The sequence below is a fragment of the Streptomyces sp. NBC_01217 genome (genome assembly GCF_035994185.1).
In the GTDB taxonomy this organism is placed as follows: domain Bacteria; phylum Actinomycetota; class Actinomycetes; order Streptomycetales; family Streptomycetaceae; genus Streptomyces.
The window spans coordinates 5,419,403-5,445,258 of record NZ_CP108538.1 but is presented as its reverse complement, the minus strand read 5'-3'; the positions used below and the strand labels follow the sequence as shown (position 1 = coordinate 5,445,258).

At 68.2% G+C, this 25,856-nt stretch carries 37 protein-coding genes; 5 read left to right on the top strand and 32 right to left on the bottom strand.

Features of this window, described 5'->3' with window-relative positions; all coding sequences use genetic code 11:
- Positions 1-45 precede the first annotated feature (45 nt).
- The gene (locus OG507_RS24505; protein ID WP_327369319.1) at positions 46-900 is read left to right on the top strand and encodes a hypothetical protein; all 855 of its coding nucleotides are present in this window, start codon (positions 46-48) and stop codon (positions 898-900) included.
- A gap of 17 nt (positions 901-917) precedes the next feature.
- On the top strand, positions 918-2,825 hold the full coding sequence (locus tag OG507_RS24500; RefSeq protein ID WP_327369318.1) for a hypothetical protein: 1,908 nt from the start codon (positions 918-920) through the stop codon (positions 2,823-2,825).
- Between the two features lie 18 nt (positions 2,826-2,843).
- On the opposite strand, the gene truA is transcribed toward OG507_RS24500, so the two are convergent.
- From truA to rpsJ, 32 genes are all read right to left on the bottom strand, one after another.
- Positions 2,844-3,698 (bottom strand): tRNA pseudouridine(38-40) synthase TruA, encoded by an 855-nt coding sequence (gene truA, locus OG507_RS24495; RefSeq protein ID WP_327369317.1) that lies wholly within the window; start codon positions 3,696-3,698, stop codon positions 2,844-2,846.
- 89 nt (positions 3,699-3,787) lie between these two features.
- A complete protein-coding gene (gene rplQ, locus OG507_RS24490; protein WP_327369316.1) occupies positions 3,788-4,309 on the bottom strand; it encodes a 50S ribosomal protein L17 in 522 nt (173 codons plus the stop codon).
- Positions 4,310-4,522: 213 nt separating this feature from the next.
- Positions 4,523-5,545, bottom strand: a complete 1,023-nt coding sequence (locus tag OG507_RS24485) for a DNA-directed RNA polymerase subunit alpha (protein WP_003966937.1) — start codon at positions 5,543-5,545, stop codon at positions 4,523-4,525.
- Between the two features lie 107 nt (positions 5,546-5,652).
- Positions 5,653-6,279: a 30S ribosomal protein S4 gene (gene rpsD / locus OG507_RS24480; protein WP_093897256.1), complete on the bottom strand. Its 627-nt coding sequence runs from the start codon at positions 6,277-6,279 to the stop codon at positions 5,653-5,655.
- 31 nt (positions 6,280-6,310) lie between these two features.
- Positions 6,311-6,715: a 30S ribosomal protein S11 gene (gene rpsK, locus OG507_RS24475; RefSeq protein WP_003956432.1), complete on the bottom strand. Its 405-nt coding sequence runs from the start codon at positions 6,713-6,715 to the stop codon at positions 6,311-6,313.
- 105 nt (positions 6,716-6,820) lie between these two features.
- On the bottom strand, positions 6,821-7,201 hold the full coding sequence (rpsM, locus tag OG507_RS24470) for a 30S ribosomal protein S13 (RefSeq protein WP_018519286.1): 381 nt from the start codon (positions 7,199-7,201) through the stop codon (positions 6,821-6,823).
- A gap of 194 nt (positions 7,202-7,395) precedes the next feature.
- The gene (rpmJ, locus tag OG507_RS24465; RefSeq protein WP_003956441.1) at positions 7,396-7,509 is read right to left on the bottom strand and encodes a 50S ribosomal protein L36; all 114 of its coding nucleotides are present in this window, start codon (positions 7,507-7,509) and stop codon (positions 7,396-7,398) included.
- A gap of 60 nt (positions 7,510-7,569) precedes the next feature.
- Positions 7,570-7,791, bottom strand: coding sequence for a translation initiation factor IF-1 (gene infA / locus OG507_RS24460; protein ID WP_003956442.1), 222 nt, complete (start codon positions 7,789-7,791; stop codon positions 7,570-7,572).
- Positions 7,792-7,955: 164 nt separating this feature from the next.
- On the bottom strand, positions 7,956-8,792 hold the full coding sequence (gene map, locus OG507_RS24455) for a type I methionyl aminopeptidase (RefSeq protein WP_327369315.1): 837 nt from the start codon (positions 8,790-8,792) through the stop codon (positions 7,956-7,958).
- Between the two features lie 134 nt (positions 8,793-8,926).
- Positions 8,927-9,583, bottom strand: coding sequence for an adenylate kinase (locus OG507_RS24450; protein ID WP_327369314.1), 657 nt, complete (start codon positions 9,581-9,583; stop codon positions 8,927-8,929).
- A complete protein-coding gene (gene secY / locus OG507_RS24445; protein WP_327369313.1) occupies positions 9,583-10,902 on the bottom strand; it encodes a preprotein translocase subunit SecY in 1,320 nt (439 codons plus the stop codon). Before secY ends, OG507_RS24450 begins: the two co-directional genes overlap by 1 nt.
- Before the next feature lie 224 nt (positions 10,903-11,126).
- Entirely contained in the window at positions 11,127-11,582 is a 456-nt protein-coding gene (gene rplO / locus OG507_RS24440; RefSeq protein ID WP_018550610.1) for a 50S ribosomal protein L15, read from the bottom strand.
- Between the two features lies 1 nt (position 11,583).
- Complete coding sequence (gene rpmD / locus OG507_RS24435; protein WP_018550611.1) at positions 11,584-11,766, bottom strand: 50S ribosomal protein L30; 183 nt, start codon at positions 11,764-11,766, stop codon at positions 11,584-11,586.
- Complete coding sequence (gene rpsE, locus OG507_RS24430) at positions 11,766-12,371, bottom strand: 30S ribosomal protein S5 (RefSeq protein ID WP_030914151.1); 606 nt, start codon at positions 12,369-12,371, stop codon at positions 11,766-11,768. Before rpsE ends, rpmD begins: the two co-directional genes overlap by 1 nt.
- A 47-nt stretch (positions 12,372-12,418) precedes the next feature.
- On the bottom strand, positions 12,419-12,802 hold the full coding sequence (gene rplR / locus OG507_RS24425) for a 50S ribosomal protein L18 (protein ID WP_093540756.1): 384 nt from the start codon (positions 12,800-12,802) through the stop codon (positions 12,419-12,421).
- Positions 12,803-12,804: 2 nt separating this feature from the next.
- Positions 12,805-13,344 carry a 50S ribosomal protein L6 gene (gene rplF / locus OG507_RS24420; protein ID WP_030977959.1) on the bottom strand — a complete coding sequence of 180 codons (540 nt, stop codon included), beginning with the start codon at positions 13,342-13,344 and terminating at the stop codon, positions 12,805-12,807.
- 21 nt (positions 13,345-13,365) lie between these two features.
- Positions 13,366-13,764, bottom strand: a complete 399-nt coding sequence (gene rpsH / locus OG507_RS24415; protein WP_030351444.1) for a 30S ribosomal protein S8 — start codon at positions 13,762-13,764, stop codon at positions 13,366-13,368.
- 224 nt (positions 13,765-13,988) lie between these two features.
- Complete coding sequence (locus OG507_RS24410) at positions 13,989-14,174, bottom strand: type Z 30S ribosomal protein S14 (protein WP_003948630.1); 186 nt, start codon at positions 14,172-14,174, stop codon at positions 13,989-13,991.
- 2 nt (positions 14,175-14,176) lie between these two features.
- A complete protein-coding gene (gene rplE / locus OG507_RS24405) occupies positions 14,177-14,734 on the bottom strand; it encodes a 50S ribosomal protein L5 (RefSeq protein WP_093897251.1) in 558 nt (185 codons plus the stop codon).
- On the bottom strand, positions 14,734-15,057 hold the full coding sequence (gene rplX / locus OG507_RS24400; RefSeq protein WP_327369312.1) for a 50S ribosomal protein L24: 324 nt from the start codon (positions 15,055-15,057) through the stop codon (positions 14,734-14,736). Before rplX ends, rplE begins: the two co-directional genes overlap by 1 nt.
- Before the next feature lie 2 nt (positions 15,058-15,059).
- Positions 15,060-15,428: a 50S ribosomal protein L14 gene (rplN, locus tag OG507_RS24395; RefSeq protein WP_003966950.1), complete on the bottom strand. Its 369-nt coding sequence runs from the start codon at positions 15,426-15,428 to the stop codon at positions 15,060-15,062.
- 106 nt (positions 15,429-15,534) lie between these two features.
- Positions 15,535-15,819, bottom strand: a complete 285-nt coding sequence (rpsQ, locus tag OG507_RS24390; protein ID WP_030977953.1) for a 30S ribosomal protein S17 — start codon at positions 15,817-15,819, stop codon at positions 15,535-15,537.
- Positions 15,819-16,043, bottom strand: coding sequence for a 50S ribosomal protein L29 (gene rpmC / locus OG507_RS24385; RefSeq protein ID WP_015035581.1), 225 nt, complete (start codon positions 16,041-16,043; stop codon positions 15,819-15,821). The genes rpsQ and rpmC overlap by 1 nt, the downstream gene beginning before the upstream one ends.
- Positions 16,043-16,462: a 50S ribosomal protein L16 gene (rplP, locus tag OG507_RS24380; RefSeq protein ID WP_014047785.1), complete on the bottom strand. Its 420-nt coding sequence runs from the start codon at positions 16,460-16,462 to the stop codon at positions 16,043-16,045. The genes rpmC and rplP overlap by 1 nt, the downstream gene beginning before the upstream one ends.
- A gap of 5 nt (positions 16,463-16,467) precedes the next feature.
- Positions 16,468-17,304 (bottom strand): 30S ribosomal protein S3, encoded by an 837-nt coding sequence (gene rpsC / locus OG507_RS24375; protein WP_327369311.1) that lies wholly within the window; start codon positions 17,302-17,304, stop codon positions 16,468-16,470.
- Positions 17,304-17,651, bottom strand: coding sequence for a 50S ribosomal protein L22 (gene rplV / locus OG507_RS24370; RefSeq protein WP_004571827.1), 348 nt, complete (start codon positions 17,649-17,651; stop codon positions 17,304-17,306). The genes rpsC and rplV overlap by 1 nt, the downstream gene beginning before the upstream one ends.
- A gap of 40 nt (positions 17,652-17,691) precedes the next feature.
- Positions 17,692-17,973 carry a 30S ribosomal protein S19 gene (gene rpsS, locus OG507_RS24365; RefSeq protein WP_003966956.1) on the bottom strand — a complete coding sequence of 94 codons (282 nt, stop codon included), beginning with the start codon at positions 17,971-17,973 and terminating at the stop codon, positions 17,692-17,694.
- Positions 17,974-17,985: 12 nt separating this feature from the next.
- Complete coding sequence (rplB, locus tag OG507_RS24360; protein ID WP_093773282.1) at positions 17,986-18,822, bottom strand: 50S ribosomal protein L2; 837 nt, start codon at positions 18,820-18,822, stop codon at positions 17,986-17,988.
- A 40-nt stretch (positions 18,823-18,862) separates the two neighbouring features.
- Positions 18,863-19,186, bottom strand: coding sequence for a 50S ribosomal protein L23 (gene rplW, locus OG507_RS24355; RefSeq protein WP_327369310.1), 324 nt, complete (start codon positions 19,184-19,186; stop codon positions 18,863-18,865).
- On the bottom strand, positions 19,186-19,836 hold the full coding sequence (rplD, locus tag OG507_RS24350) for a 50S ribosomal protein L4 (RefSeq protein ID WP_327369309.1): 651 nt from the start codon (positions 19,834-19,836) through the stop codon (positions 19,186-19,188). Before rplD ends, rplW begins: the two co-directional genes overlap by 1 nt.
- 4 nt (positions 19,837-19,840) lie before the next feature.
- Positions 19,841-20,485, bottom strand: coding sequence for a 50S ribosomal protein L3 (gene rplC, locus OG507_RS24345; RefSeq protein WP_030914132.1), 645 nt, complete (start codon positions 20,483-20,485; stop codon positions 19,841-19,843).
- A gap of 13 nt (positions 20,486-20,498) precedes the next feature.
- The gene (rpsJ, locus tag OG507_RS24340; protein ID WP_003948644.1) at positions 20,499-20,807 is read right to left on the bottom strand and encodes a 30S ribosomal protein S10; all 309 of its coding nucleotides are present in this window, start codon (positions 20,805-20,807) and stop codon (positions 20,499-20,501) included.
- A gap of 509 nt (positions 20,808-21,316) precedes the next feature.
- On the opposite strand from rpsJ, the gene OG507_RS24335 reads away from it, so the two are divergent.
- Genes OG507_RS24335 through OG507_RS24325 form a run of 3 tightly spaced genes read left to right on the top strand, consistent with a single transcriptional unit; the run spans position 21,317 to position 25,671 of the window.
- Complete coding sequence (locus OG507_RS24335) at positions 21,317-22,987, top strand: RNA ligase family protein (RefSeq protein ID WP_327369308.1); 1,671 nt, start codon at positions 21,317-21,319, stop codon at positions 22,985-22,987.
- Complete coding sequence (locus tag OG507_RS24330; protein ID WP_327369307.1) at positions 22,988-25,201, top strand: RNA repair domain-containing protein; 2,214 nt, start codon at positions 22,988-22,990, stop codon at positions 25,199-25,201.
- Positions 25,198-25,671 (top strand): GNAT family N-acetyltransferase, encoded by a 474-nt coding sequence (locus OG507_RS24325; protein ID WP_327369306.1) that lies wholly within the window; start codon positions 25,198-25,200, stop codon positions 25,669-25,671. The genes OG507_RS24330 and OG507_RS24325 overlap by 4 nt, the downstream gene beginning before the upstream one ends.
- Positions 25,672-25,856 lie beyond the last annotated feature (185 nt).

Sequence of the window (25,856 nt, the reverse complement as noted above, 5' to 3'; positions counted from 1 at the left end):
GAAGCCCTGGCCCAACCGGTTTACGTTCCGTCTAGGATTCGCCGCATGAGCTTTGGGCAAGGGGGGCCCTCCTGGGGGCCCGGGGGCACACAGACTCCGGACTGGGCAGCGCTGGCCGAAGAGTCCGCCGCGCGCGGCCGCCGCAAGAAATGGCTGCTGATCGGCGGCGGCGTGCTCGCCACCGCGGCGGTCGGCGCGATCGTGGCGACCGCGGTCATCTCGACGAACAACAACAGCCACTCCACCGGCTCCGGCAAGAACGCGAGCGAGCTGCCGGCACCGACCGACCTCCCGGACGACACCGCCGAGCCCGAGCCGTCCTTCTCCTCGGTGGCACCGCCGCCCCCGCCGGACCCGAAGGACTACATATCCGACGTCAAGAAGGACAAGGCGCCGATCACCGTCGCCGCGTTCTTCCCCGGCAAGAAGCTCACCATGGGCGACCGCGTCTACGTCAAGGGCGCGACACAGCAGACGAGGAACTGCGCCGCGACCACCAAGGGCGCGCTCGGCTCGATCCTCGTCAACAACGGCTGTGACCAGGTCATCCGGGCCACGTACAGCAAGGACGGCGTCGCCGTCACCGTCGGCCTCGCGGTCTTCGAGACGGAGGCGCAGGCCAAGAAGGCGGCCCAGCAGGCCAGCGGCAGCATCGCCACCCTGAGCGGCTCGGGTGTGCCGGCCTTCTGCCCCACCGGATCGGTCTGCCGCCGTACAGCCAACTCCTACGGCCGTTACGCCTATTTCGCCATCACCGGGTTCACCAGCGGAAAGAACGTCACCAAGGGCGACAGGAACGCCTTCGCCGCCGGTGACGACCTGACGAACTTCACGTTCCGTCAGATCCGCTACCGCGGTGATCTCCAGGCGTCGGCGGCGGCCACCGCACCCGCCGGCTGACCCGGCCGGGGGATCTCGTGCGCCTTCCGTTCCTCCTCACCCTTCCCCGTGTACTGCGCCACAGCGCGTCCATCGGCGCCGACCTGCCGCCGGACGAGGCCGTGGTCGTCGACGCCCCCGACACCGCGCTCCGTACCGCCCTGACCTCGGCCGCCGAGGGCGACCACGGCCCCGCCCGCGAGCTGCTCGCCGCGACCCGCGAGCACACCCAGTGGGAACTGAGGGACGGATACGTGTCCCGTCTCGCCGAGGCCGCCCTGCACAACCCCGGCTGGCTGGACGCCTGGCTGACCGAATCGCCCGAGGACCCGGACGCGGCCCTGGTCCGGGCGGACCTCTGTATCGACCGGGCCTGGGAGATACGTACGGCGGAACGCGCCAGGCATGTCTCGCGCGACCAGTTCCAGGCCTTCTTCGCCCTGCTGGAGGACGCGGCGCCGCTGATCGGCAGGGCAGCCGATCTCAACCCCGCCGACCCGGTGCCGTGGCGCATCGCGCTGACCCACGCCAGGGGCGGCCAGGCCCCGCGCGATGTCTTCGAGGAGTACTGGTCACAGGCCCTGGCCCGCGACCCGCACCACTACGGATGCCACGCCGCGGCCCTCCAGTACCTGTGCGCGAAGTGGTACGGCTCGCACGAGGAGATGTTCGCCTTCGCCGAGAGCGCGGCCGACGCGGCCCCGCCCGGTTCGAAACTGCACGCACTGCCGCTGTTCGCGGCGCTGGAGTACGTGGTCCTGTCCCCCTCCTCCAACACCCCGGCCGGCGCCGACCCGTACGAGCCCCGCGTCGCGGCCGCGGTCACCCGCGCCCGGGACCTCTCGGCCGCGTACGAACCGGGCAGCCACGAAGCGGCAGGCTTCCGTAACCACCTGGCACTGATGCTGCTGCGCACCGGGCGCTGGGACGAAGCGCTGGAGGCCTTCCGCAGCATCGGCGTCCATGCCACCAAGTACCCCTGGGCGCACTTCGGCGACGACCCGCGCCAGGAGTTCCTGGAGACCCGCTCGGGCATCCGCATCCACGTGGCGACACGGACCCCGTTCTTCGCCCGTCCCCCGCAGTCCCGTACCGCCCCAGCCCTCACCCCCGCCTGGACACCGGGCGCACCGTGCGCGGTCGCGATAGCGGCGGCCCGCCCGGCGGACGTGGCGCAGGCGGCACTGATGTGCGGCGTCTCCCTCCGCACCGCCCCGGCGACCGCCACGCACACCTACGTCGAGGCTGTCCCGGAGACCCGGCCCGCCAAGCGCTCGGTCCTGACCACGGAGGACCCGCTGACCACGGCGGCCGACAACTTCACCACGGGCGAGAAGTGGCCCACGCTGGTCCTGCGCCGCACGCCCGAACGCTGCGGGCTCACCCTGTTCCTCAAGGGCAGGCCCCTGGCCACCCACGAGTGGAACGCCACGTCCCCCGCCCCGGACCACACCGCGGTGACCGCCACCGCCGAGGCCCTGTCCCGCGCCTTCGTTCTCCCGGACCCCCGCCCGCTGATCCACATCCTCCGCTCCACGGGCAACCCGCCCCGCCACCAGTCCGACCTCCTGGCGGCCCTGTCCCTGCCCCCGCTCCCTGCGGGCTTCGGCGACCGCCCGGAGGTTCTCGACGCCCTCCCCGGCGCCCGGGTCCTCACCCGCCGCGGCCTGCTGGCCGGCATGCGCTCCACGATGACCACCCAGGACGGCGAACACCCCTCACCCCCGGACAGCCCCGAGACCCGCCCGACGCACTGGTGGCTGCTGCGCGCCCTGGGCCTGCTGCTGTTCACGACGGCCGCGTTCTACGGCTGGAAGGCCCCGGACGTCAGCCCGCTCCGCGCGACACTGCCCACGCTCGCGGCCCTGTTCACGGCGGGCCGGCTGACGAGGGCCTGGCGACAGCGCCGCCGGGCGCCCGGAGGGGCGACGGCCGCCGCGGAGTGAGCGAGGCCCCCTCGCCCCTCAGCAGCAACCGTCACCGGGAAGCGTCCGCACATTGCGCGCCTCCTTGGAGCGGGCGGCCAGCAACTCATCGGCCGGGTACGCCACTTCCTCCAGAGTCAGCCCATGGGGCCGCACCACATGCACCCCGGGGTCCCGCACCCGTGCCGCCAGCACCTGCGCGGGCCACGCGGCCGGTCGGCGCCCATCCCCGACGAACAGCGCCGCGCCGATCAGCGCCCGCACCATGTTGTGGCAGAACGCGTCGGCCTGCACGGTCGCCGTCAGGATCCCCGACGCCTCGTCACGTACCCAACTCAGCTTCTGCAGCGTACGGATGGTCGTCGCGCCCTCGCGCTTCTTGCAGTACGCGGCGAAGTCGTGCTCCCCGACCATCCGCGCCGCAGCCTCGTTCATGGCGTCGACGTCCAACGGCCGGTCGTGCCACAGCACATGACCACGTACCAGCGGATCCACCCCGCCGGGACGGTCGGCGACGCGGTACGCGTAGCGACGCCACAGCGCCGAGAACCGGGCGTTGAACCCGGCCGGAGCCTCGGCGATCCGCCAGATCCGTACATCGGGCGCCATCCGCCCGGCCATCCGCCGCAGCAGCTTCTCCGAGTGCTCGGCCCACACCTCGTCCGGCAGATCGACGTGGGCGACCTGACCCCGGGCGTGCACCCCGGCGTCCGTGCGCCCGGCGACCGTCAGGTCGTACGTACGCGAGGACCGCGTCACGGTCCGCAGCGCGTCCTCGATCTCCCCCTGGACGGTCCGCCTGGCGGTCTGCTTGGCCCAGCCGGAGAAGTCCTTGCCGTCGTACGCCAGGTCCAGCCGCACCCGTACGAAGCCGGGCTCTACTTCGTCACTCACCGAAGGATGTCCTTTTCTGCCGGTACATACGGAACGGGCCCGCACCGCCCCAAAGGGTGATGCGGGCCCGTCCAGTGGTCTCAGAACGCTCAGGCGTCCTTGGCTTCCGCGGCGGGCGCCTCGGCCTCGACCGGCTTGGCGTCCTCGACGACCTCGGCGGACTCGGCCGGGGCCTCTTCCTTCTTGAGGGCGTCTTCCTTGACCGCACGCTTGGTCGCGGCCTCGGCCTCACCGGTGGCCTGCTGGGCCACGGTCAGCGCCTCGACCAGCTCGATGACCGCCATCGGGGCGTTGTCGCCACGACGGTTGCCGATCTTGGTGATGCGGGTGTAACCACCGGGGCGGTTCTCGTACCGCGGGGCGATCTCGGTGAAGAGCGTGTGCACGATGCCCTTGTCCGTGATCGACTGCAGCACCAGGCGACGGTTGTGGATGTCGCCCTTCTTCGCCTTGGTGATGAAACGCTCGGCGACCGGACGCAGGCGGCGGGCCTTGGCCTCGGTCGTGGTGATGCGGCCGTGCTCGAACAGCGACTTCGCGAGGTTGATGAGAAGAAGCTTCTCGTGCGCAGCGCTGCCGCCCAGACGGGCACCCTTGGCGGGCTTCGGCATGGTTTTTCTCCTTGTGTGCTGCACCGGCCGTATCAGGTACCGGTGTCAGTTCCCGTGCGGCGGACGCCACACGGAAGATCAAGAGCCGACGGGCAGGATCAAGCCCGTCGAGCGCCCCCCATGACCCTCAGGCCATGGGAGAGATTCAGGACAAAGAGTCCTCACCCCGGTCCGGGGCACCCGCAAATCCCGGGCACCCCGGCCGGAGGCGAATCAGTACTGCTCGGTCTCCACGAACCCGGCATCCGCGTCGTCATCCGCGCCGAACGCGTCGGCCGCGGCCGTCGGGTCGAATCCGGGCGGGCTGTCCTTGAGCGCAAGGCCCATACCGGCCAGCTTCGCCTTGACCTCGTCGATCGACTTCGCACCGAAGTTGCGGATGTCGAGCAGGTCGGCCTCGGAACGAGCCACGAGCTCACCCACGGAGTGGATGCCCTCGCGCTTGAGGCAGTTGTACGAACGGACCGTGAGCTCCAGCTCCTCGATCGGCAGCGCCAGATCGGCAGCGAGCGCGGCGTCCGTCGGGGACGGGCCCATGTCGATGCCCTCGGCGTCGATGTTGAGCTCGCGCGCCAGACCGAACAGCTCGACCAGGGTCTTACCGGCCGAAGCCATGGCGTCACGCGGACGCATGGCCTGCTTGGTCTCGACGTCGACGATCAGCTTGTCGAAGTCGGTGCGCTGCTCGACACGGGTCGCCTCGACCTTGTAGGTGACCTTGAGCACCGGCGAGTAGATGGAGTCGACCGGGATACGGCCGATCTCCTGGCCCACCTGCTTGTTCTGCACGGCGGAGACGTAGCCGCGACCGCGCTCGACGGTCAGCTCCATCTCCAGCTTGCCCTTGCCGTTCAGCGTGGCCAGGACCAGGTCCGGGTTGTGGACCTCGACACCGGCCGGCGGGGCGATGTCAGCAGCCGTGACCAGGCCGGGGCCCTGCTTGCGCAGGTACATCACGACCGGCTCGTCGTGCTCCGAGGAGACGACCAGCTGCTTGATGTTGAGGATGAGGTCGGTGACGTCCTCCTTGACGCCCGGCACGGTGGTGAACTCGTGCAGGACACCGTCGATCCGGATGCTGGTGACAGCAGCGCCGGGGATCGAGGAGAGGAGCGTACGGCGAAGAGAGTTGCCGAGGGTGTAGCCGAAGCCCGGCTCCAGCGGCTCGATGACGAACCGGGAGCGGAACTCGTCAACGACCTCTTCGGTCAGCGACGGACGCTGAGCGATAAGCATGTTGCGTTCCTTCAGTCGTGGGCGCCCACTATTTGACGCCCCCAGATACTGACAAGGGTACGGGCGGCACGACCCGAAGGAGCCGTACCGCCCGGACCCACGAGCTACTACTTGGAGTAGAGCTCGACGATCAGCTGCTCCTGCACCTGGGTGTCGATCACCTGGCGCTCGGGCAGGGAGTGCACGAGGATCCGCATCGTCGACGGCACGGCTTCGAGCCACGCCGGTACGGTGCGCTCGCCGGCCTCGGCCTGGGCCACCTGGAAGGGGGTCAGGGCCTTGGACTTCTGACGAACCTCGATCACGTCGTTCACGGCGACGCGGGCCGACGGGATGTCGGTCTTCGTGCCGTTCACCGCAATGTGTCCGTGACGCACCAGCTGACGGGCGTGGTCCCGGGACTTGGCGAAGCCTGCCCGGTAGACCACGTTGTCGAGGCGGGTCTCAAGGATGCGCAGAAGGTTCTCACCGGTCTTGCCGGTCTTCTGGTTCGCTTCCTTGTAGTAGTTCACGAACTGTCGTTCAAGAACACCGTAGATCCGCGAGCACTTCTGCTTCTCACGAAGCTGAAGAAGGTACTCGCTGTCCTTGGTGCGCCCGCGTCCGTGCTCACCCGGGGGGTAAGGACGGATCTCGATCGGGCACTTCGCGCTCTCGCACTTGCTGCCCTTGAGGAACAGCTTCTGCTTCTCCCGACGGCAACGCTTGCAGTCGGCCCCGGTGTATCGCGCCATTTTCCAGTTGTCTCCGTTGCTTCAGACGGAATCAGACGCGGCGGCGCTTCGGCGGCCGGCATCCGTTGTGCGGGGTGGGGGTGACGTCCTGGATCGAACCCACCTCCAGGCCGGTGGCCTGGAGCGAACGGATCGCGGTCTCGCGGCCGGAGCCCGGACCCTTGACGAAGACGTCAACCTTGCGCATGCCGTGCTCCTGCGCGCGACGGGCGGCCGACTCGGCGGCCATCTGCGCGGCGAAGGGGGTGGACTTGCGCGAGCCCTTGAAGCCGACGTGGCCGGCGGAGGCCCAGGAGATCACGTTGCCCGAGGGGTCCGTGATCGAGACGATCGTGTTGTTGAACGTGCTCTTGATGTGCGCGTGGCCGTGAGCGACGTTCTTCTTTTCCTTGCGACGCACCTTCTTGGCTGCGCCCTGACGACCCTTGGGGGGCATGTCTTGACTCCAGATGGAGAGGGGAGGTGATCGGTCCTACAGCGAAGACCGCTGGTTGCTGCGGGTGACCGGTGATCCGGACGACCGCAGTGCGTCCGCTGAGGACTACTTCTTGCCCGGCTTCTTCTTGCCGGCGATCGCGCGACGCGGGCCCTTGCGGGTACGAGCGTTCGTGCTGGTGCGCTGGCCGTGGACCGGCAGGCCGCGGCGGTGACGCAGGCCCTGGTAGCAGCCGATCTCGACCTTGCGGCGGATGTCGGCCTGGATCTCGCGACGGAGGTCACCCTCGGTGCGGAGGTTGGCGTCCACGTACTCGCGGATCTTGACCAGGTCCTCTTCGGCCAGGTCGCGAACGCGGGTGTTCGGGTTCACGCCAGTGGTGGCGAGAATCTCCTTGGACCGGGTGCGCCCGATACCGAAGACGTAGGTGAGGGCAACCTCCACGCGCTTTTCGCGCGGGATGTCAACACCTGAAACGCGTGCCATTCAATGGCTCCAGTTGTTATTTCGGGGGTCTTCCGCAGTGCCACTCCCGACCGCCGACCTCTCGTGACGAGAGGTGGTACGCCCGGGTCCCCGGCCCCCGCCGGAGGTGTCGTCAGCCGAAGCTTGGACGGACACTGCGTATGTACGTTTTACGTGCGTCGCGCGAAGTGCTGCGAGAGGCAGGGGGTCGTACGTCAGCCCTGGCGCTGCTTGTGGCGCAGGTTGTCGCAGATGACCATGACCCGACCGTGGCGGCGGATCACCTTGCACTTGTCGCAGATCTTCTTGACGCTCGGCTTGACCTTCATGGGATGTCAGGTTCTCCGGGTCAGTGCCACCACCACGCAGAAGCGGGGTGCGGGCAAGATCTACTTGTAGCGGTAGACGATCCGGCCACGCGTCAGGTCGTACGGGGAGAGCTCCACCACGACCCGGTCGTCCGGGAGGATTCGGATGTAGTGCATCCGCATCTTGCCGGAGATGTGCGCGAGGACCTTGTGACCGTTCTGGAGTTCCACCTTGAACATGGCGTTCGGGAGGGACTCGATCACGGTGCCCTCAATTTCGATGGCACCTTGCTTCTTGGCCACGCTTCGCCTTTCGAATCGGCTACCTTGATCGACTCTCCACTCCGTATGCGGACACACGGATGCACGAGAGCCGACGAGTCAGTCTACGTCAGCGGACCCCAAAAGACGAATCCGTCAAGTTTGCCCACCTGCGGAGATCCTTAGACCTCCAAAAGGGGGCCAAATCAGCCCAGCGGGTCCGGGGCCGCCTCGATGCCGTACTGGGCCAGCTTCGCCTTGCCGCAGTCGGGGGCGGTCAGGACCAGGGGGCCCTGTTCGGTGAGGGCGATCGAGTGCTCCCAGTGGGAGGACCAGGTGCCGTCCGTCGTGATCACGGTCCAGTCGTCCTGGAGCACCTCGGTCTGCGGCGTACCGAGCGAGACCATCGGCTCGATGGCCAGGCAGACGCCGGGCACCAGCTTGATGCCCTTGCCGCGCTTGCGCGCGACATAGTTCAGCAGATGCGGGTCCATGTGCATCTCGGTGCCGATGCCGTGGCCGCCGTAGTCCTCGATGATTCCGTACTTGCCGGTGGCGGGGCGGGGCTGGCGGCGGATGTAGGACTCGATCGCCTTCGAGATGTCGACGAGGCGGTTGTTCACCTTCATCGCGGCGATCCCGGCCCACATGGACTCCTCGGTCACCCGGGAGAGCTCGATCAGCTCCGGAGCGTGACCGGTGCCGACGAACGCGGTGTACGCGGCGTCGCCGTGCCAGCCGTCGACGATCGCGCCGGCGTCGATGGAGATGATGTCGCCGTCCTTGAGGACGGTCTTGTCGTCCGGGATGCCGTGGACGACGACCTCGTTGACCGAGGTGCAGATGGTCGCGGGGAACCCGCCGTACCCGAGGAAGTTCGACTTCGCTCCGTGCTCGGCGATCACCTTGCGGGCGACCTGGTCCAGGTCCAGCGTGGTGGCGCCGGGGACCGCCGCCTCGCGGGTGGCCGCGTGAATGGCAGCGACCACCAGCCCCGCCTCACGCATCTTCGCGATCTGCTCGGGGGTCTTGATCTGCACCATTGCGCGGCGCCTCTCTGCATCGGACTGCATCGAACGGTGACGGATGCGGCCGTACCAACGATACGGCGCAAACAGTCGGCCGCGGCGCCCATGGACGCCGCGGCCGACTGCACACGTACTGCGAAGATTCTCTCTCAGCCCTTGTCGGACTTGAGAGCCTCCATCGCCCGCTCGGTCACATCGGTGACCTTGCCGAGCGCGGAGATGGTGACCACCAGGTTCTGGGCCCTGTAGTAGTCGATGATCGGCTCGGTCTGCGTGTGGTAGACCTCCAGCCGGGTACGAACCGTGTCCTCGGTGTCGTCGTCGCGCTGGTACAGCTCGCCGCCGCAGGTGTCGCAGACGCCCTCGGCCTTCGGCGGGTTGTACGTCACGTGGAAGACGTGCGAGCCGTTGTTCCGGCAGATCCGGCGGCCGGCGATGCGCTTGACCACCTCGTCCTCGGGGACCTCCAGGTCCAGGACCGCGTCCAGCTTGGTGCCCTCGTCCTTGAGCATGGCGTCAAGAGCCTCGGCCTGACCCACGTTGCGCGGGAAGCCGTCCAGCAGGAAGCCGTTCTCGGCGTCCGGCTGGGACATGCGGTCCTTGGCCATCCCGATGGTGACCTCGTCCGGCACCAGCTGACCTGCGTCCATGAAGGCGCGGGCCTGCTTGCCAAGGTCGGTGCCCTGGCTGATGTTGGCGCGGAAGAGGTCGCCCGTGGAGATCTGTGGAATCGACAGGTTCTGGGCAAGGTACGCAGCCTGCGTTCCCTTGCCGGCACCGGGCGGCCCGACGAGGACGATTCGCATCAGCGGAGGAACCCTTCGTAATTGCGCTGCTGGAGCTGACTCTCGATCTGCTTCACGGTCTCCAGACCCACACCCACGATGATGAGGATGCTCGTCCCGCCGAACGGGAAGTTCTGGTTAGCACCACCGAAGCCTGCCAACGCCATCGTCGGCACCAGAGCGATCAGACCCAGGTACAGCGAGCCCGGCCAAGTGATCCTGTTGAGCACGTAGCTCAGATACTCGGCAGTAGGTCGACCCGCCCGGATACCCGGGATGAAGCCACCATACTTCTTCATGTTGTCGGCGACTTCCTCGGGGTTGAACGAGATCGCCACATAGAAGAAGGCGAAGAAGACGATCAAGAGGAAGTACGTCGTGATGTAGTACGGGTGGTCGCCCTTGACGAAGTTGTCCTTGATCCAGGTCGCCCAGCCGGCGGTCGAGTTGGAGAACTGGACGATCAAAGCAGGGATGTAGAGCAGCGAAGAAGCGAAGATGACCGGAATCACACCCGCCTGATTGACCTTCAGCGGGATGTACGTCGAGGTACCGCCGTACGACCTGCGGCCGATCATGCGCTTCGCGTACTGCACCGGGATTCGGCGCTGGGCCTGCTCGACGAAGACGACGAGGCCCACCATCACGAAGCCGATCAGGATGACGGTGCCGAACTCGATCCAGCCGTCGGCCAGCTTGCCGCTGGTCTTGATGGCCCACAGGGCGCCGGGGAAGCTGGCGGCGATCGAGATGAACATCAGGATCGACATGCCGTTGCCGATGCCACGGTCGGTGATGAGCTCACCGAGCCACATGACGGCCGCGGTGCCCGCGGTCATCGTGACCACCATCACGATGGTGGTGAAGATCGACTGGTTCGGCACGATCTGGTCGGCGACCGGGCAACCGCTGAAGAGGGCGCCGCTGGTGGCGGTGGCCACCAGGCCGGTGCCCTGGAGGATGGCGAGCGCGACGGTCAGATAACGCGTGTACTGCGTGATCTTGGCCTGGCCGGACTGCCCCTCCTTCTTGAGGGCCTCGAGTCGGGGAATCACCACGGTCAGCAGCTGAAGAATGATGCTGGCCGTGATGTACGGCATGATGCCGAGCGCGAAGATCGTGATCTGCAGCAGTGCACCACCGCTGAACATGTTCACCAGGCCGAAGAGGCTGTTGTTGCCCTTGCTGGCCTGGTCAACACAGGTCTGGACGTTCTCGTAGCTCACTCCCGGTACCGGGATGTGCGCCCCGAGCCGGTAGAGCACGATGATGCCGAGCGTGAAGAACAGCTTCTTGCGCAGGTCGGGCGTCTTGAACGCCCGGGCGAACGCGGTGAGCACGGTGCCTCCTGCGACCCCCGCGCATTGCGTAGAGGTGACGGTCTTGAGGATCGACGAATACGTAACAGTCAAAGATTCCCGGGCGGGTGCCCAGGGGTTACCACAGCAACAGTGCACGCCACCTTACCGGCGACCATGCCCCCCTAGGAACGACCAACCGGGGATGCCCCAAATAAGAGGCATCCCCGGTCGGGTGTTCAGGCCATCGAGTTGTCCGAGTTGTCTCAGACGAGCTCAGTGACGGTGCCGCCGGCGGCGGCAATCTTCTCCTTGGCGGAGCCGGAGACGGCGTCAACCGAAACCTGCAGCGCCACGGAGATCTCGCCCTGTCCGAGGACCTTGACGAGGTGGTTGTTGCGCACCGCACCCTTGGCGACCAGGTCGGCCACGGTGACCTCTCCACCCTCGGGGTAGAGCGTCGCGAGCTTGTCCAGGTTCACGACCTGGTACTCGGTGCGGAACGGGTTCTTGAAGCCCTTGAGCTTCGGGAGACGCATGTGGAGGGGCATCTGCCCACCCTCGAAGCGCTCCGGAACCTGGTAACGGGCCTTGGTGCCCTTGGTGCCACGACCGGCGGTCTTACCCTTGGACGCCTCACCACGACCCACACGGGTCTTGGCGGTCTTGGCGCCCGGGGCGGGCCGGAGGTCATGGGCCTTCAGCGGCTTGTTCTCCGCCATGTCAGTCGACCTCCTCAACCGTCACGAGGTGGCGGACGGTGTGCACCATTCCGCGGAACTCGGGGCGGTCCTCCTTGACAACCACGTCGTGCAGGCGCTTGAGCCCGAGCGAACGAAGGGTGTCGCGGTGGTTCTGCTTGCTGCCGATGTACGACTTCGTCTGCGTGATCTTGAGGCGAGCCATTACGCACCCGCTCCCGCACGCGCACGAAGCAGAGCCGCGGGGGCGACGTCCTCGAGGGGCAGACCACGGCGAGCCGCGATCTCCTCGGGACGCTGCAGGCCCTTGAGGGCCGCCACGGTCGCGTGCACGATGTTGATCGCGTTGTCGGAGCCGAGCGACTTCGACAGGATGTCGTGAACGCCGGCGCACTCCAGAACGGCGCGCACCGGGCCACCGGCGATAACACCGGTACCGGGGGAAGCAGGCTTCAGCAGGACGACGCCCGCAGCCTTCTCGCCCTGGATCGGGTGAGGAATGGTGCCCTGGATACGCGGAACCTTGAAGAAGTTCTTCTTGGCTTCTTCCACGCCCTTGGCGATGGCCGCGGGAACTTCCTTGGCCTTGCCGTAACCGACACCGACGGTGCCGTCACCATCGCCCACCACGACCAGCGCGGTGAAGCTGAAGCGACGACCACCCTTCACAACCTTGGCGACGCGGTTGATCGCGACAACGCGCTCAACGTACGCGGTCTTCTCGGCGGCAGCTGCACCGCCGTCACGGCCCTTCCGGTCCCGCCGCTCGCCGCCACCGGCACCGCTTCCGCGGCGCTGGGGTCCAGCCATTGGATTTACCTCTCTCTGTTACGTCCGCTGTGCGTAGGAACCGGGGCTTAGAACTTCAGCCCGGCTTCACGGGCGGCGTCAGCCAGAGCGGCAATCCGCCCGGCGTACTGGTTACCACCGCGGTCAAACACGACGGCCTCGACGCCTGCGGCCTTGGCGCGCTCAGCGACCAGGGCGCCGACCTGCTTGGCCTGGGTGCTCTTGTCACCCTCGCCACCACGGATGGACACGTCCAGGGTCGACGCCGACGCGAGCGTGTGGCCCGCGATGTCGTCGATGACCTGAGCGACCATGTGGCGGTTGGACCGCGTCACGACCAAGCGCGGACGCTCCGGCGAACCGGAGATGTGCTTGCGGACACGAATGTGACGACGCTTGAGGGCCGCACGCTTGTACGCGTCGCCCTTGGCGATCTTTACACCGTATGCCATGGCTACTTACCCGCCTTTCCGACCTTGCGGCGGATGACCTCGCCGGCGTACTTGACGCCCTTGGCCTTGTACGGGTCAGGCTTCCGCAGCTTGCGGATCTTGGCCGCGGTCTCGCCGACCTTCTGCTTGTCGATGCCCTCGACCGAGAACTTCGTGGGGGACTCCACCTTGAAGGTGATGCCCTCCGGGGCCTCGATCAGGATCGGGTGGCTGTAGCCCAGGGCGAACTCCAGGTTGGAGCCCTTCGCCTGGACGCGGTAACCGACACCACTGATCTCGAGCGCCTTGATGTATCCCTGGGTCACACCGGTGATCATGTTCGCCACCAGCGTGCGGGACAGGCCGTGAAGGGCCTTGTTCTGACGCTCGTCGTTCGGGCGGACGACGTTCAGGACGCCGTCCTCACCCTTGGTGACCTCGATCGGCGCAGCAACGGTGTGCGAGAGGGAACCCTTGGGGCCCTTCACCGCGACCGTGCGGCCATCGATGGTGACGTCCACACCGGCGGGAACCTGGATGGGGAGCTTGCCGATTCGCGACATTGGCTATTCCTCCGTTCCCGACTACCAGACGTAGGCGAGGACTTCCCCACCTACGCCCTTCTTGCTGGCCTGCTGGCCGGTCAGGAGACCGTGGGACGTGGAGATGATCGCCACGCCCAGGCCGCCGAGGACCTTCGGCAGGTTGGTGGACTTTGCGTATACACGCAGACCCGGCTTCGAGATTCGCTTGATGCCGGCGATCGAGCGCTCGCGGTTCGGGCCGAACTTCAGCTCGAGGACGAGGTTCTTGCCGACCTCGGCGTCCTCGACCTTCCAGCCGGTGATGAAGCCCTCCTGCTGGAGGATCTCCGCGATGTGCGACTTGATCTTGCTGTGCGGCATCACGACGTCGTCGTGGTATGCCGAGTTCGCGTTACGCAGACGCGTGAGCATGTCTGCGATGGGATCAGTCATGGTCATGAATTGGCCTTCGGCCTCTCTCGCCGGGGTTTCCTGTATGCGCCATCCCTCTCCCCACTCAGTGGCGGGACGGGTGCGGTGCGGGGACCTACGGCGTAGTAAGTCGGTCTTGGGCGGCAGGCGCCCAACCCCACAAGCCTACGGCATGTGAGGGCGGGCTCCTGCCGACCAGATGCTTACCGAGAGCTTCCGTCAATTCCCGACGCCCAAAGGGCGAAGGAGAATTACCAGGAGCTCTTGGTCACGCCCGGCAGCTCGCCACGGTGAGCCATCTCACGAAGGCACACGCGGCACAGGCCGAACTTGCGGTAGACGGAGTGGGGCCGGCCGCAGCGCTGGCAGCGGGTGTACCCGCGAACGCCGAACTTCGGCTTACGGGCGGCCTTAGCGATCAGAGCCTTCTTCGCCACGGTCAGTTCTCCTTGAACGGGAAGCCGAGGTGACGAAGGAGGGCACGACCCTCGTCGTCATTGGTCGCCGTGGTGACCACGGTGATGTCCATGCCCCGGACCCGGTCGATCTTGTCCTGGTCGATCTCGTGGAACATGACCTGCTCCGTGAGACCGAAGGTGTAGTTGCCACGGCCGTCGAACTGCTTCGGCGACAGGCCACGGAAGTCACGGATACGCGGCAGCGCGAGCGACAGCGTACGGTCCAGGAACTCCCACATCCGGTCACCACGGAGGGTGACGTGGCAGCCGATCGGCTGGCCCTCGCGCAGCTTGAACTGCGCGATGGACTTGCGGGCCTTGGTGACGGCCGGCTTCTGGCCGGTGATCGTGGTGAGGTCGCGCACGGCGCCGTCGATCAGCTTGGAGTCGCGGGCGGCGTCGCCCACACCCATGTTGACCACGATCTTGACCAGGCCGGGAATCTGCATGACGTTCTCGAAGGAGAACTCCTCACGCAGCTTGCCGGCGATTTCCTCGCGGTACTTCGTCTTCAGACGCGGAGTGGTGGTGGTAGCCATCAGATGTCCTCACCCGTCCGCTTGGCAACGCGGATCTTGTTGCCTTCGTCGTCGAAGCGGTAACCGACGCGCGTGACGACCTTGTTGCCGTCCTTCTCCACGACGAGCTGAACGTTGCTCACGTGGATGGGAGCCTCGGTCGTGACGATGCCACCGGTCTGCGAACCGCGAGCGGTCTGACCGGCCTTGGTGTGCTTCTTGACCCGGTTGACACCCTCGACGAGGACGCGGTTCTGCACGGGATAGGCCACGATGACCTTGCCCTGCTTGCCCTTGTCCTTACCGGTGATGACCTGAACCAGGTCGCCCTTCTTGATCTTCATGCTTACAGCACCTCCGGCGCGAGCGAGATGATCTTCATGAACTTCTTCTCGCGCAGCTCACGGCCCACCGGGCCGAAGATACGGGTGCCGCGGGGGTCGCCGTCGTTCTTCAGAATGACGGCGGCGTTCTCGTCGAAGCGGATGTACGAACCATCCTGGCGACGACGCTCCTTGACGGTGCGAACGATGACGGCCTTGACGACGTCACCCTTCTTCACGTTGCCACCGGGGATCGCGTCCTTGACGGTGGCGACGATGACGTCACCGATGCCCGCGTAGCGGCGACCCGAACCACCGAGAACACGGATGGTGAGGATTTCCTTCGCACCCGTGTTGTCGGCGACGCGAAGTCGCGACTCCTGCTGGATCACGTCTATCTCCTGATCGTCTGCCGGTTCCCGGCGGGGTTCGAACCTGGGTAGGTCCGAACCCCACCGAGCCTGGCGGAACTTGCCTGAGGGGAATGCCCCTCAGGAATTACTTGGCCTTCTCGAGGATCTCGACGACGCGCCACCGCTTCGTGGCGGACAGCGGCCGGGTCTCCATCAGGAGGACGCGGTCGCCGACGCCTGCGGCGTTCTGCTCGTCGTGCGCCTTGAGCTTGTTCGTACGGCGGATGACCTTGCCGTACAGCGCGTGCTTGACGCGGTCCTCGACAGCGACGACGACGGTCTTGTCCATCTTGTCGCTGACGACCAGACCCTCACGGGTCTTGCGGAAACCGCGGTCGGTGTTCGTCTCAGTCACAGTCTTCTCGCTCATCAGGCGCTCTCCACCGTCTCGATGCCCAGCTCGCGCTCGCGCATCAGGGTGTAGATCCGGGCGATGTCCTTACGGACGGACTTGAGCCGGCCGTGGTTCTCGAGCTGTCCGGTCGCCGCCTGGAAGCGGAGGTTGAACAGCTCTTCCTTGGCCTCGCGGAGCTTGTTGAGGAGCTCCTCGTTGCCCAGCTCGCGCAGCTCGGACGCCTTGGTACCGGCCGACATCACGACTCACCTGCCTCGCGCCGAACGATCCGGCACTTCATCGGAAGCTTGTGAGCAGCGCGGGTAAGCGCCTCACGAGCAATCTTCTCGTTCGGGTAGGACAGCTCGAACATCACCCGACCCGGCTTGACGTTCGCGATCCACCACTCGGGAGAACCCTTACCGGAACCCATGCGGGTCTCGGCAGGCTTCTTCGTCAGGGGACGGTCCGGGTAGATGTTGATCCAGACCTTGCCGCCACGCTTGATGTGGCGGGTCATCGCGATACGAGCTGCCTCGATCTGGCGGTTCGTCACGTACGCCGGGGTCAGCGCCTGGATGCCGTACTCGCCGAACGCAACCTGCGTGCCACCCTTGGACATACCGCTGCGCTTCGGGTGGTGCTGCTTGCGGTGCTTGACCCTACGGGGGATCAGCATTTCGGTCAGGCCTCCGTTCCGGTGCTCTCAGCCGGAGCAGCGGCGGCGGGAGCCTCGGCCTTGGGGGCCTCGGCTGCCGACGCGGACTGCTGCGGCTTGCGACCGCGACCGCCACGCTCGCCACCGCGGCCACCGCGGCCGGCCGGGCGGTCAGCGCCGCCACGGGCCGGGCGGTTGCCAGCGCGGGCAGCAGCGTTCTCGGCGCGGACCTCGGCGATGTTCTTGACGTCGCCCTTGTAGATCCAGACCTTCACACCGATGCGGCCGAAGGTCGTCTTGGCCTCGAAGAAGCCGTAGTCGACGTTCGCACGGAGCGTGTGCAGGGGCACACGGCCCTCGCGGTAGAACTCCGAGCGGGACATCTCGGCGCCGCCGAGGCGGCCACCGCACTGGATCTTGATGCCCTTGGCGCCGGCCTTCATCGAGCTCTGCATGCTCTTGCGCATCGCACGACGGAAGGAGACGCGGGAGGAGAGCTGCTCGGCAACGGCCTGGGCCACCAGCTGAGCGTCCACCTCGGGGTTCTTGACCTCGAGGATGTTCAGCTGGACCTGCTTGCCGGTCAGCTTCTCCAGCTCGCCACGGATGCGGTCGGCCTCGGCGCCGCGGCGACCGATGACGATGCCCGGGCGGGCGGTGTGGATGTCAACGCGGACGCGGTCGCGGGTGCGCTCGATCTCGACCTTCGAGATGCCGGCCCGCTCCATGCCCTTCGTCATCATGCGACGAATGGCGACGTCTTCCTTGACGTAGTCCTTGTACAGCTTGTCGGCGTACCAACGGGACTTGAAGTCCGTGGTGATGCCGAGCCGGAACCCGTGCGGGTTTACCTTCTGGCCCATTACCGGGTTCCTTCCTTGCTGCTGACGACCACGGTGATGTGGCTGGTCCGCTTACGGATCCGGTAGGCACGGCCCTGAGCACGCGGACGGAACCGCTTCAGGGTCGGGCCCTCGTCCACGTACGCCTCGCTGATGACCAGCGAAGAGGCGTCGGTGTGGTCGTAGTTGTGTGCGGCGTTGGCAATGGCGCTGTCAAGCACCTTGCCAACCGGCACGCTCGCGGCCTGCGGGGCGAAACGCAGGACCGCCTGAGCCTCCGTGGCATCCATGCCACGGATGAGGTCCACCACTCGGCGGGCCTTCATGGGCGTGACGCGGATGTACCGCGCCTGGGCCCTGGCTTCCATGGTTGTCCCTTCGGTGTAAGTCATAGTCAGTCACCCCGCGTTAGCGGCGCTTCGACTTCCGGTCGTCCTTGACGTGGCCGCGGAAGGTGCGAGTCGGCGAGAACTCGCCGAGCTTGTGGCCGACCATCGACTCGGTGACGAACACCGGGACATGAATCTTGCCGTTGTGCACCGCGATGGTGTGACCCAGCATGGCCGGGACGATCATCGAGCGACGGGACCAGGTCTTGATGACGTTCTTGGTGCCTGCCTCGTTCTGTACGTCCACCTTCTTGATGAGGTGGCCGTCGACGAAGGGCCCCTTCTTGAGACTGCGCGGCATCTAAACCCGCTCCTAGCGCTTCTTGTTCGTCTTGCGGCGGCGGACGATGTACTTGCTCGATGCCTTCTTCGGCGAGCGAGTACGACCCTCCTTCTGACCCCACGGCGAGACCGGGTGGCGACCACCGGAGGTCTTGCCCTCACCACCACCGTGCGGGTGGTCAACCGGGTTCATCGCGACACCGCGGACGGTCGGGCGAACGCCCTTCCAGCGCATGCGGCCGGCCTTGCCCCAGTTGATGTTCGACTGCTCGGCGTTGCCGACCTCACCGATGGTGGCGCGGCAGCGGGCGTCGACCAGGCGGATTTCACCCGACGGCATACGAAGGTGGGCCATGGTGCCCTCCTTCGCCAGCAGCTGCACGGAGGCACCCGCGGAACGGGCGAACTTCGCGCCGCCGCCGGGCCGCAGCTCGATGGCGTGGATGGTCGTACCGACCGGGATGTTGCGCAGCGCCAGGTTGTTGCCGGGCTTGATGTCGGCGGCCGGGCCGTTCTCGACACGGTCGCCCTGCGTCAGGCCACGCGGCGCGATGATGTAGCGCTTCTCGCCGTCCGCGTAGTGCAGGAGCGCGATGCGCGCGGTGCGGTTCGGGTCGTACTCGATGTGCGCGACCTTGGCCGGCACGCCGTCCTTGTCGTGACGACGGAAGTCGATCACTCGGTAGGCGCGCTTGTGGCCACCGCCCTGGTGGCGAACGGTCACACGACCGGCGTTGTTACGGCCGCCCTTGCTGTGCAGGGGGCGGACCAGCGACTTCTCCGGCGTGGACCGCGTGATCTCGACAAAGTCGGCGACGCTGGAGCCACGACGGCCCGGGGTCGTCGGCTTGTACTTGCGGATACCCATTTCTCAGTCCTCGTCCGATTCCGGACGATCCAGACCGCCCTCAGGCGGTCGGACCGCCGAAGATGTCGATACGGTCGCCCTCGGCGAGGGTCACGATGGCGCGCTTGGTGTCTGCGCGCTTGCCGAAGCCGGTCTTGGTGCGCTTGCGCTTGCCCTGCCGGTTGATCGTGTTGACCCCGGTGACCTTGACCGAGAAGACCGCTTCCACGGCCTGCTTGATCTGGGTCTTGTTGGAGCCGGGCGCGACGATGAACGTGTACTTGTTCTCGTCGAGCAGCGCGTAGCTCTTCTCGGAAACGACCGGCTTGACGAGAATGTCGCGCGGGTCCGAGTAGGTCTTGCTGGTAACGGTCGCCTCGCTCATCAGGCGTCGCTCCCTTCGGTCTCAGCGGTCTGGGGGCCAGACACGAAGGACTCGAAGGCGGCCTGGGTGAAGACCACGTCGTCAGAGACGATCACGTCGTACGTGTTCAGCTGGCCCGGCTCCAGGATGTGCACCTGGGGCAGGTTGCGGGCGGACAGCCACGCGGCCTCGTCGGCGCGGTCGACGACCAGGAGCAGGTTCTTGCGCTCCGAGATCTTGCCGAACAGCGTCTTGGCGGCCTTGGTGGAGACAGCACCCTCGACCACGCCGGTGACGACGTGGATGCGGGAGTGACGGGCCCGGTCGGAGAGGGCACCGCGCAGGGCGGCGGCCTTCATCTTCTTCGGGGTCCGCTGCGAGTAGTCACGCGGCTGCGGGCCGTGGACGACGCCACCGCCGGCGAACTGCGGCGCACGGGTCGAACCCTGGCGCGCGCGGCCGGTGCCCTTCTGGCGGTACGGCTTGCGGCCACCACCACGGACTTCGCCGCGGGTCTTGGTCTTGTGCGTGCCCTGACGGGCAGCTGCCAGCTGTGCGACGACGACCTGGTGGATCAGCGGAACGCTGGTCTTCGCGTCGAAGATCTCCGCGGGGAGCTCGACGGTACCGGCCTTGTCGCCTGCCGGCGAAAGGATGTCAATGGTGCTCATTACCTCAAGCCCCCTTGGCCGCGGTACGGACCAGGACGAGGCCGCCGTTCGGACCGGGGACTGCGCCCTTGATGAGGAGCAGACCCTTCTCCGCGTCAACCGCGTGGATGGTCAGGTTCTGGGTGGTGACGCGCTCGTTGCCCATGCGACCCGCCATGCGCATGCCCTTGAAGACACGGCCGGGGGTGGCACAGCCACCGATGGAGCCGGGCATGCGGTGCACACGGTGGGCACCGTGGGACGCCTTGCCACCCTTGAAGTTGTGGCGCTTCATCACACCGGCGAAGCCCTTGCCCTTGCTCTTGCCCGTGACGTCAACCTTGACGCCGGACTCGAACACTGCGGCAGTGACCTCCTGGCCCAGCGTGTACTCGCTGGCGTCAGGGGTGCGGAGCTCCACCAGGTGGCGGCGCGGGGTCACGTCGGCCTTGGCGAAGTGGCCCTTGAGGGGCTTGTTCACCTTGCGCGGGTCGATCTCGCCGAAGGCGATCTGGACCGACTCGTAGCCGTCGCTGTCGTTGGTGCGGACCTGGGTGACGACGCAGGGCCCGGCCTTGACGACGGTCACCGGGACGACCCGGTTGTTCTCGTCCCAGACCTGGGTCATGCCGAGCTTCTCGCCCAGGACGCCCTTAATGTTCTTAGCCATCTCGCGCGTCACCTCAGAGCTTGATCTCGATGTCGACGCCGGCCGGCAGGTCGAGACGCATGAGCGAGTCGACCGTCTTCGGCGTGGGGTCGAGGATGTCGATGAGGCGCTTGTGCGTGCGCATCTCGAAGTGCTCGCGCGAGTCCTTGTACTTGTGCGGCGACTTGATGACGCAGTACACGTTCTTCTCAGTGGGCAGCGGCACCGGGCCCGCGACCGACGCACCAGTGCGGGTCACCGTCTCGACGATCTTCTTCGCCGAGGAATCGATGACCTCGTGGTCGTAGGCCTTGAGCCGGATGCGGATCTTCTGTCCCGCCATGGCTACTAGTAGTCCTGTCTCTCGTAACGCTCTGGAACCCGAGGGCTCTCGTAACTCCACCTCCGACCCACGCGGTCGGGCGTGTCGCATCCCCTCTACGCAGAACTCCCGAAGGAATTCCCAACCAAGGGGGTGCGGGCCATGAGACCGCGGAACCGGGGGCGGAACACCCACCGGGTGCCTGGTCGGCGCCCCACTGTCACTTCCCGGAAGATTCCCGTACGTCCGGCCCGCATGGGGCCGACGAGTACTGTGGGACTCGCTTCCAGTCCTCCCGGCGGGAGGCGTGCAGCATTGACACTCAACCGAGCAACCTGGTCAGTGTGCCATACGGCGCCTGAGCCTGGCCAATCGGGCGGAGGATCTTACCCCGCGTGGTCTCCCGGTCAAACGCGGAGCCACAGCGGGAGCCCTGCCGTGGCTCCGCCCGACGTAATTCGGTCGAGCGTCGTACACCTCCGCCCCTACAGTGACCGGCCGGGCACGCCGTCGTCACAGGGGCATCGATCATGCGTACGCACTATCCGCGCACCGCGCATCTGCCCTGGTCCCCGGGGGCCACCTCGGACGACGTACGGATCGCGGATCTCTCCGGGCTGAGCGGCCGCGAGGTCGTCGTCACCGAGAAGCTGGACGGCGAGAACACCACGCTCTACGCCGACGGCCTGCACGCCCGCTCGCTCGATTCCGCCCATCACCCCTCGCGGGGCTGGGTCAAGGCGCTCCAGGGCCGGATCGGGGCCCGGATACCCGGGGGGTGGCGGGTGTGCGGGGAGAACATGTTTGCGCGCCATTCGATCCCGTACGACAGCCTGGAGAGCTTCTTCTACGGCTTCTCCGTCTGGGACGAGGAGCGCTGCCTGGGCTGGGACCGGACCGTGGTGTTCCTGCGCGGGCTGGGGATTCCGGTGCCGCCGGTGCTGTGGCGCGGGGTGTTCGACGCGCGGGCCGAAAAGGCGCTGCGCGCCCTGCGGCCGGACACGGGACGGCAGGAGGGGTACGTCGTACGTCCCGCCGACGGTTTCGACGCGGCGGACTTCGGGCGCCGGGTGGCGAAGTGGGTGCGGCCCGGCCACGTACGGACCGATACGCACTGGATGCACGCCTCCGTCGTGGAGAACGGGCTCGGCCCGGGCGCCCCCCTGTGGGCCGTACGGTCCGGGGCCGCCGTCGACGCGGCGGCGCTGGCCGGGGCGTCGGGCGCGTCCGTGTGGGACGCGGGGGCCGCCGTCACGACGGGAGATTCCCTCGACGCGTTGGGCCGGACGGGCGATGACCGGCTGACCGGCGTCCTGGCCGCGCTGCTGCACCGCGGGCGGCGCACCGAGCTGGCGCCCTCGCTGGCGGGGACGCTGGGGATGCCGCAGGCCCGGCGCGTCGCGGATCTCGTCGGGCTGCACCCCGCACTGCACCGCCCGTACCCGGACGAGGAGCGCCGCGCCGGCCTGGCCCGGATGTCCCTGGCCGCCGATCTGCCGCTGCTGCACGCGCTGGCCGCCGCCGTGGCGGACACCGACGGGGCGCGCGAACAGGTGGAGTGGTCGGCGCTGCACGCGGAGGATGTGCAGGAACCTGACGGGCTGGACGAGGCCTTCGCGGATCTGGAGCCCGCGGCCGCGGACCGCTGCCGGGCGCAGGCCCGTGAGGCCTGTGCGCTGGGCCGGGTCACCACCGCCGAGGAGGCCGTCGCCGCGACCTGGCGGTGGCGCAGCGGCGACTTCCCGCGCCTGGTCCATCTGGTCGGCCCCTCCGGCAGCGGCAAGAGCACCTTCGGCCGCGCACTGCCCGGTGTCGACACGTATCTCTCGCTCGACGATCTGCGGATGGCCCGGGGAGCGCGCGCCGACCAGAGCGCCAACGGGGAGGTACTGCGCGAGGGGCTCGGCCGGCTGGACACCGCGCTCGCCGCGGGCCGCACGGTCGTCTGGGACGCCACCTCGCTCAACGCGCACCAGCGCTCCCTGGTGCACGCGGTCGCCCGGCGCAGGGACGCGCTGCTCACCCACGCCGTGGCGCTGGTCGGCGAGGCGGAACTGCTCCGCCGCAACGAACACCGCACCCACCCGGTGCCCCCTGAGGTGCTGGCCTCGCAGCTGCACCGGTTCGTGCCCCCGTACCCCGGCCAGGCGCACCGCACCTGGTACATCGGCGCGAGCGGAACCGTGGAGGACAGGGCGTAGATGCGTACCAGCGAGGAGATCTACCACCGGGTCCGCTGGGATGCCCGGTTCGACCCTGCGCGCTTCGTGATGGGCGTGGCGCAGCGCGGTACCGCGCCCGAGCGGGTGCCGCTGCCCCGGTTCACGCCCGGCGGGGACGTTCCCTGGCACCGGGTGCTGTTCTTCGAGGCGGACGGCGAGGTGGTGTGGGACCGGTCCTCGGGCGTGGACCGGATCGACGCGACGGACGCCGGACGGGTACGCACCCCGCGCCGCCTGCCGTCCCTGTACTTCACCTCCCGTACGCCGCACGCGTACTCCGTAGCGCAGGCCGCCTGGACACCCGTGCCCGAGGACGCACCGGCGGCCCCGCAGTCCGCCTCCCTGACGCTGCTGACCTGGAACACCCTCTGGGACCGCTACGACAGCGACCGCATCCACACCGCCCGCCGCCGCCCGCTGCTGCTCGACGCCCTGCGCGCGGCGGACGCGGATGTCATCGCCCTCCAGGAGGCCGAACCCGCCCTCCTCGCCCTGCTGTTGTCCACGCCCTGGGTCCGGGGGAGCTACACCCTGTGGGCCGATCCGGCCGGCCGGGATGTCGCCGACTGCGGTCTGCTGCTGCTCAGCAGGGTCCCCGTGCGGGAGGCGGGCCTGCATGTCCTCGGCCGACACAAGGCGGTCGCCGCCGTGGTCGTGGAGACGGCAAAAGGGCCGGTCACGGTCGCGGTCACCCATCTCAGCAGCGACCACTCGGCACACGGCGCAGCCCGGCGCGATGCCGAACTGGCCGATCTGGCAACGGGGTTGGCCGCGGTCGAGGGCGAGGTGGCGCTGCTCGGCGACTTCAACGACGGCGGGGAGACACCACAGGACCGGCTGGGGATGCCGGACGCCTGGAGCCGGGTGCACGGCGCGGACGACCGGACGCCGACCTTCGACCCGTCCGTGAACCCGCTGGCCGCCGTCTCCTCGCTGACGGGGCGCGCGTCCCGGCTGGACCGGGTGCTGGTCCGCTCGGAGCGGCTGTGGCCCGTGTCGGCGACGCTGCTGGGCGACGTACCGGCGCAGGACGGGCTGTACGTCTCGGACCACTTCGGCGTACGGGTGGAGCTGACCGAGGCGGCGGAGGGCGGTGCGGCCGAGGACGGGGCGGTCGAACTGGTCCGCCGGGTGGCCGCCGCCCTGCCCGAAGGACGTGTGCATCTCGTCGGCTCGCGGCGGATGGGGTGTGCGCTGCCCGGCGCCGATGTGGACCTGGTCGCCGCGCTGCCCGGTGGCGGGGATCTCCCGGGGGTACGGCAGCGGCTGGCCGCCGCCCTGCCGGGCGCCGCCGGTCTGCGCGAGGTGACCGGTGCGCGCGTACCCGGTCTGCGCTTCGGCCTGGACGGGCTCCGGGTGGACCTGGTGACCGTCGCGACCGGTGGCCTCTCCCCGGACGGGGCGGTCCCGCGCCGCGCCGAACTGGGCGCGGCGGCGGCCACGGCGCTCAGCGCGGTGAGCGACGCGGACGCGGTGCTCGCGGCGGCGGACCCGCACCGGGCCGCGTTCACCGGCCTCGCGCGCGAGGTGAAGGCCTGGGCCCGGGCGCGCGGTCTGGACTCGGCGCCGTGCGGCGGACTGCCCGGCCTCGCCTGGGCGGTCCTGGCGGCCCGTACCGCGCACGAGGCCGGTGATCTGCCGCCCGTCCCCCTGCTCCGGCACTTCTTCGCGACCTGGGCCGCCCGGGACTGGAGCCTTCCGGTCGGCTCCGGCGATACGGACGGACGCCCCCTCACCGTGCTGACCCCGTCCGCCCCCGTGCGCTCCTGCACCTCGCAGGTCTCCCCCGCGGGCCGCGACCTCATCGCCGAGGAGCTCTTCCGCGCCTGGGAGATCCTGGAGTCCGCCGCAGACTGGGCCCCCGTACCGCACGCCCTGCTCTGCGCCCCACCGTCCCTGCACCTGCGTCACGCCGCCTGGGCGATCGTCTCCGTGCCCCCGGGCCCCGGCGAGGGCCGCTTCCGGGGGCGGCTCCTGGCGCTGCTCGCCGCTCTCGCCGAGGCGGGCTCACCGGACGCCCACGCCTGGCCCCGCCCGTTCACCGTCGACGCGTCCCTCGTCCAGTACTCCATCGGCCTGGGCCTGACCCCGCCCGACGAGGCCCGGCTCGCGGAGATCGGCGCCCGGCTGCTGCGCGGCATCCCGGAGGCGGGCCTGCGCCGGTCCGACCGCCCTGAAAGGATCCAGCCGTGAACAACAGCACCCTTGTGAACTGGGCCCTGCGCCCCGCCGAACCGGCGGACGTCGAGGACATCGCCGAGCTGAGAGCCACCGTGATGCGCCCCGACCTGGAGCGCCTGGGCCGCTACGACGAGCACCGCGTACGGCAGCGGCTGCGGGACGTATACGCACCGGAGCACACCTCGGTCATCCTCGCCGAGGACGAGTCCGGGGAGCGCGGGTTCGGGGGCTGCGTCACCCTGCGGCCGGTCGAGGACGGGCTGTGGCTGGAGAACTTCTACCTCTCCCCCGCCCTCCAGGGACGGGGCATCGGCACCGCCGTACTGCGTTCGCTGCTCGCCCGGGCCGATGAGGACGGCATGACCGTCCGCCTGGACGTACTGCAGGGCAGCGCCGCCCGCGCGCTCTACGAACGGCACGGGTTCACCGAGGAACGGCAGGACCCGATCGACGTGTTCATGGTGCGCACGCCCGCACGCTAGGCCGTCCGGGTCCTTCGGGCCCACACCCGTAGGAACCCAGGCAACCCGCCCCCGGGAATCTCCGTCTATCCCCCCGCAGCAGCGGCTCGCCCCCCGGCGCCGCCTGCACGGAACAGGCACGCAGCGCAGGGCCGCACAGCCGCCCGCTGCGGGGGAAGTGGACGGAGCACGGTGTGACGGACCGA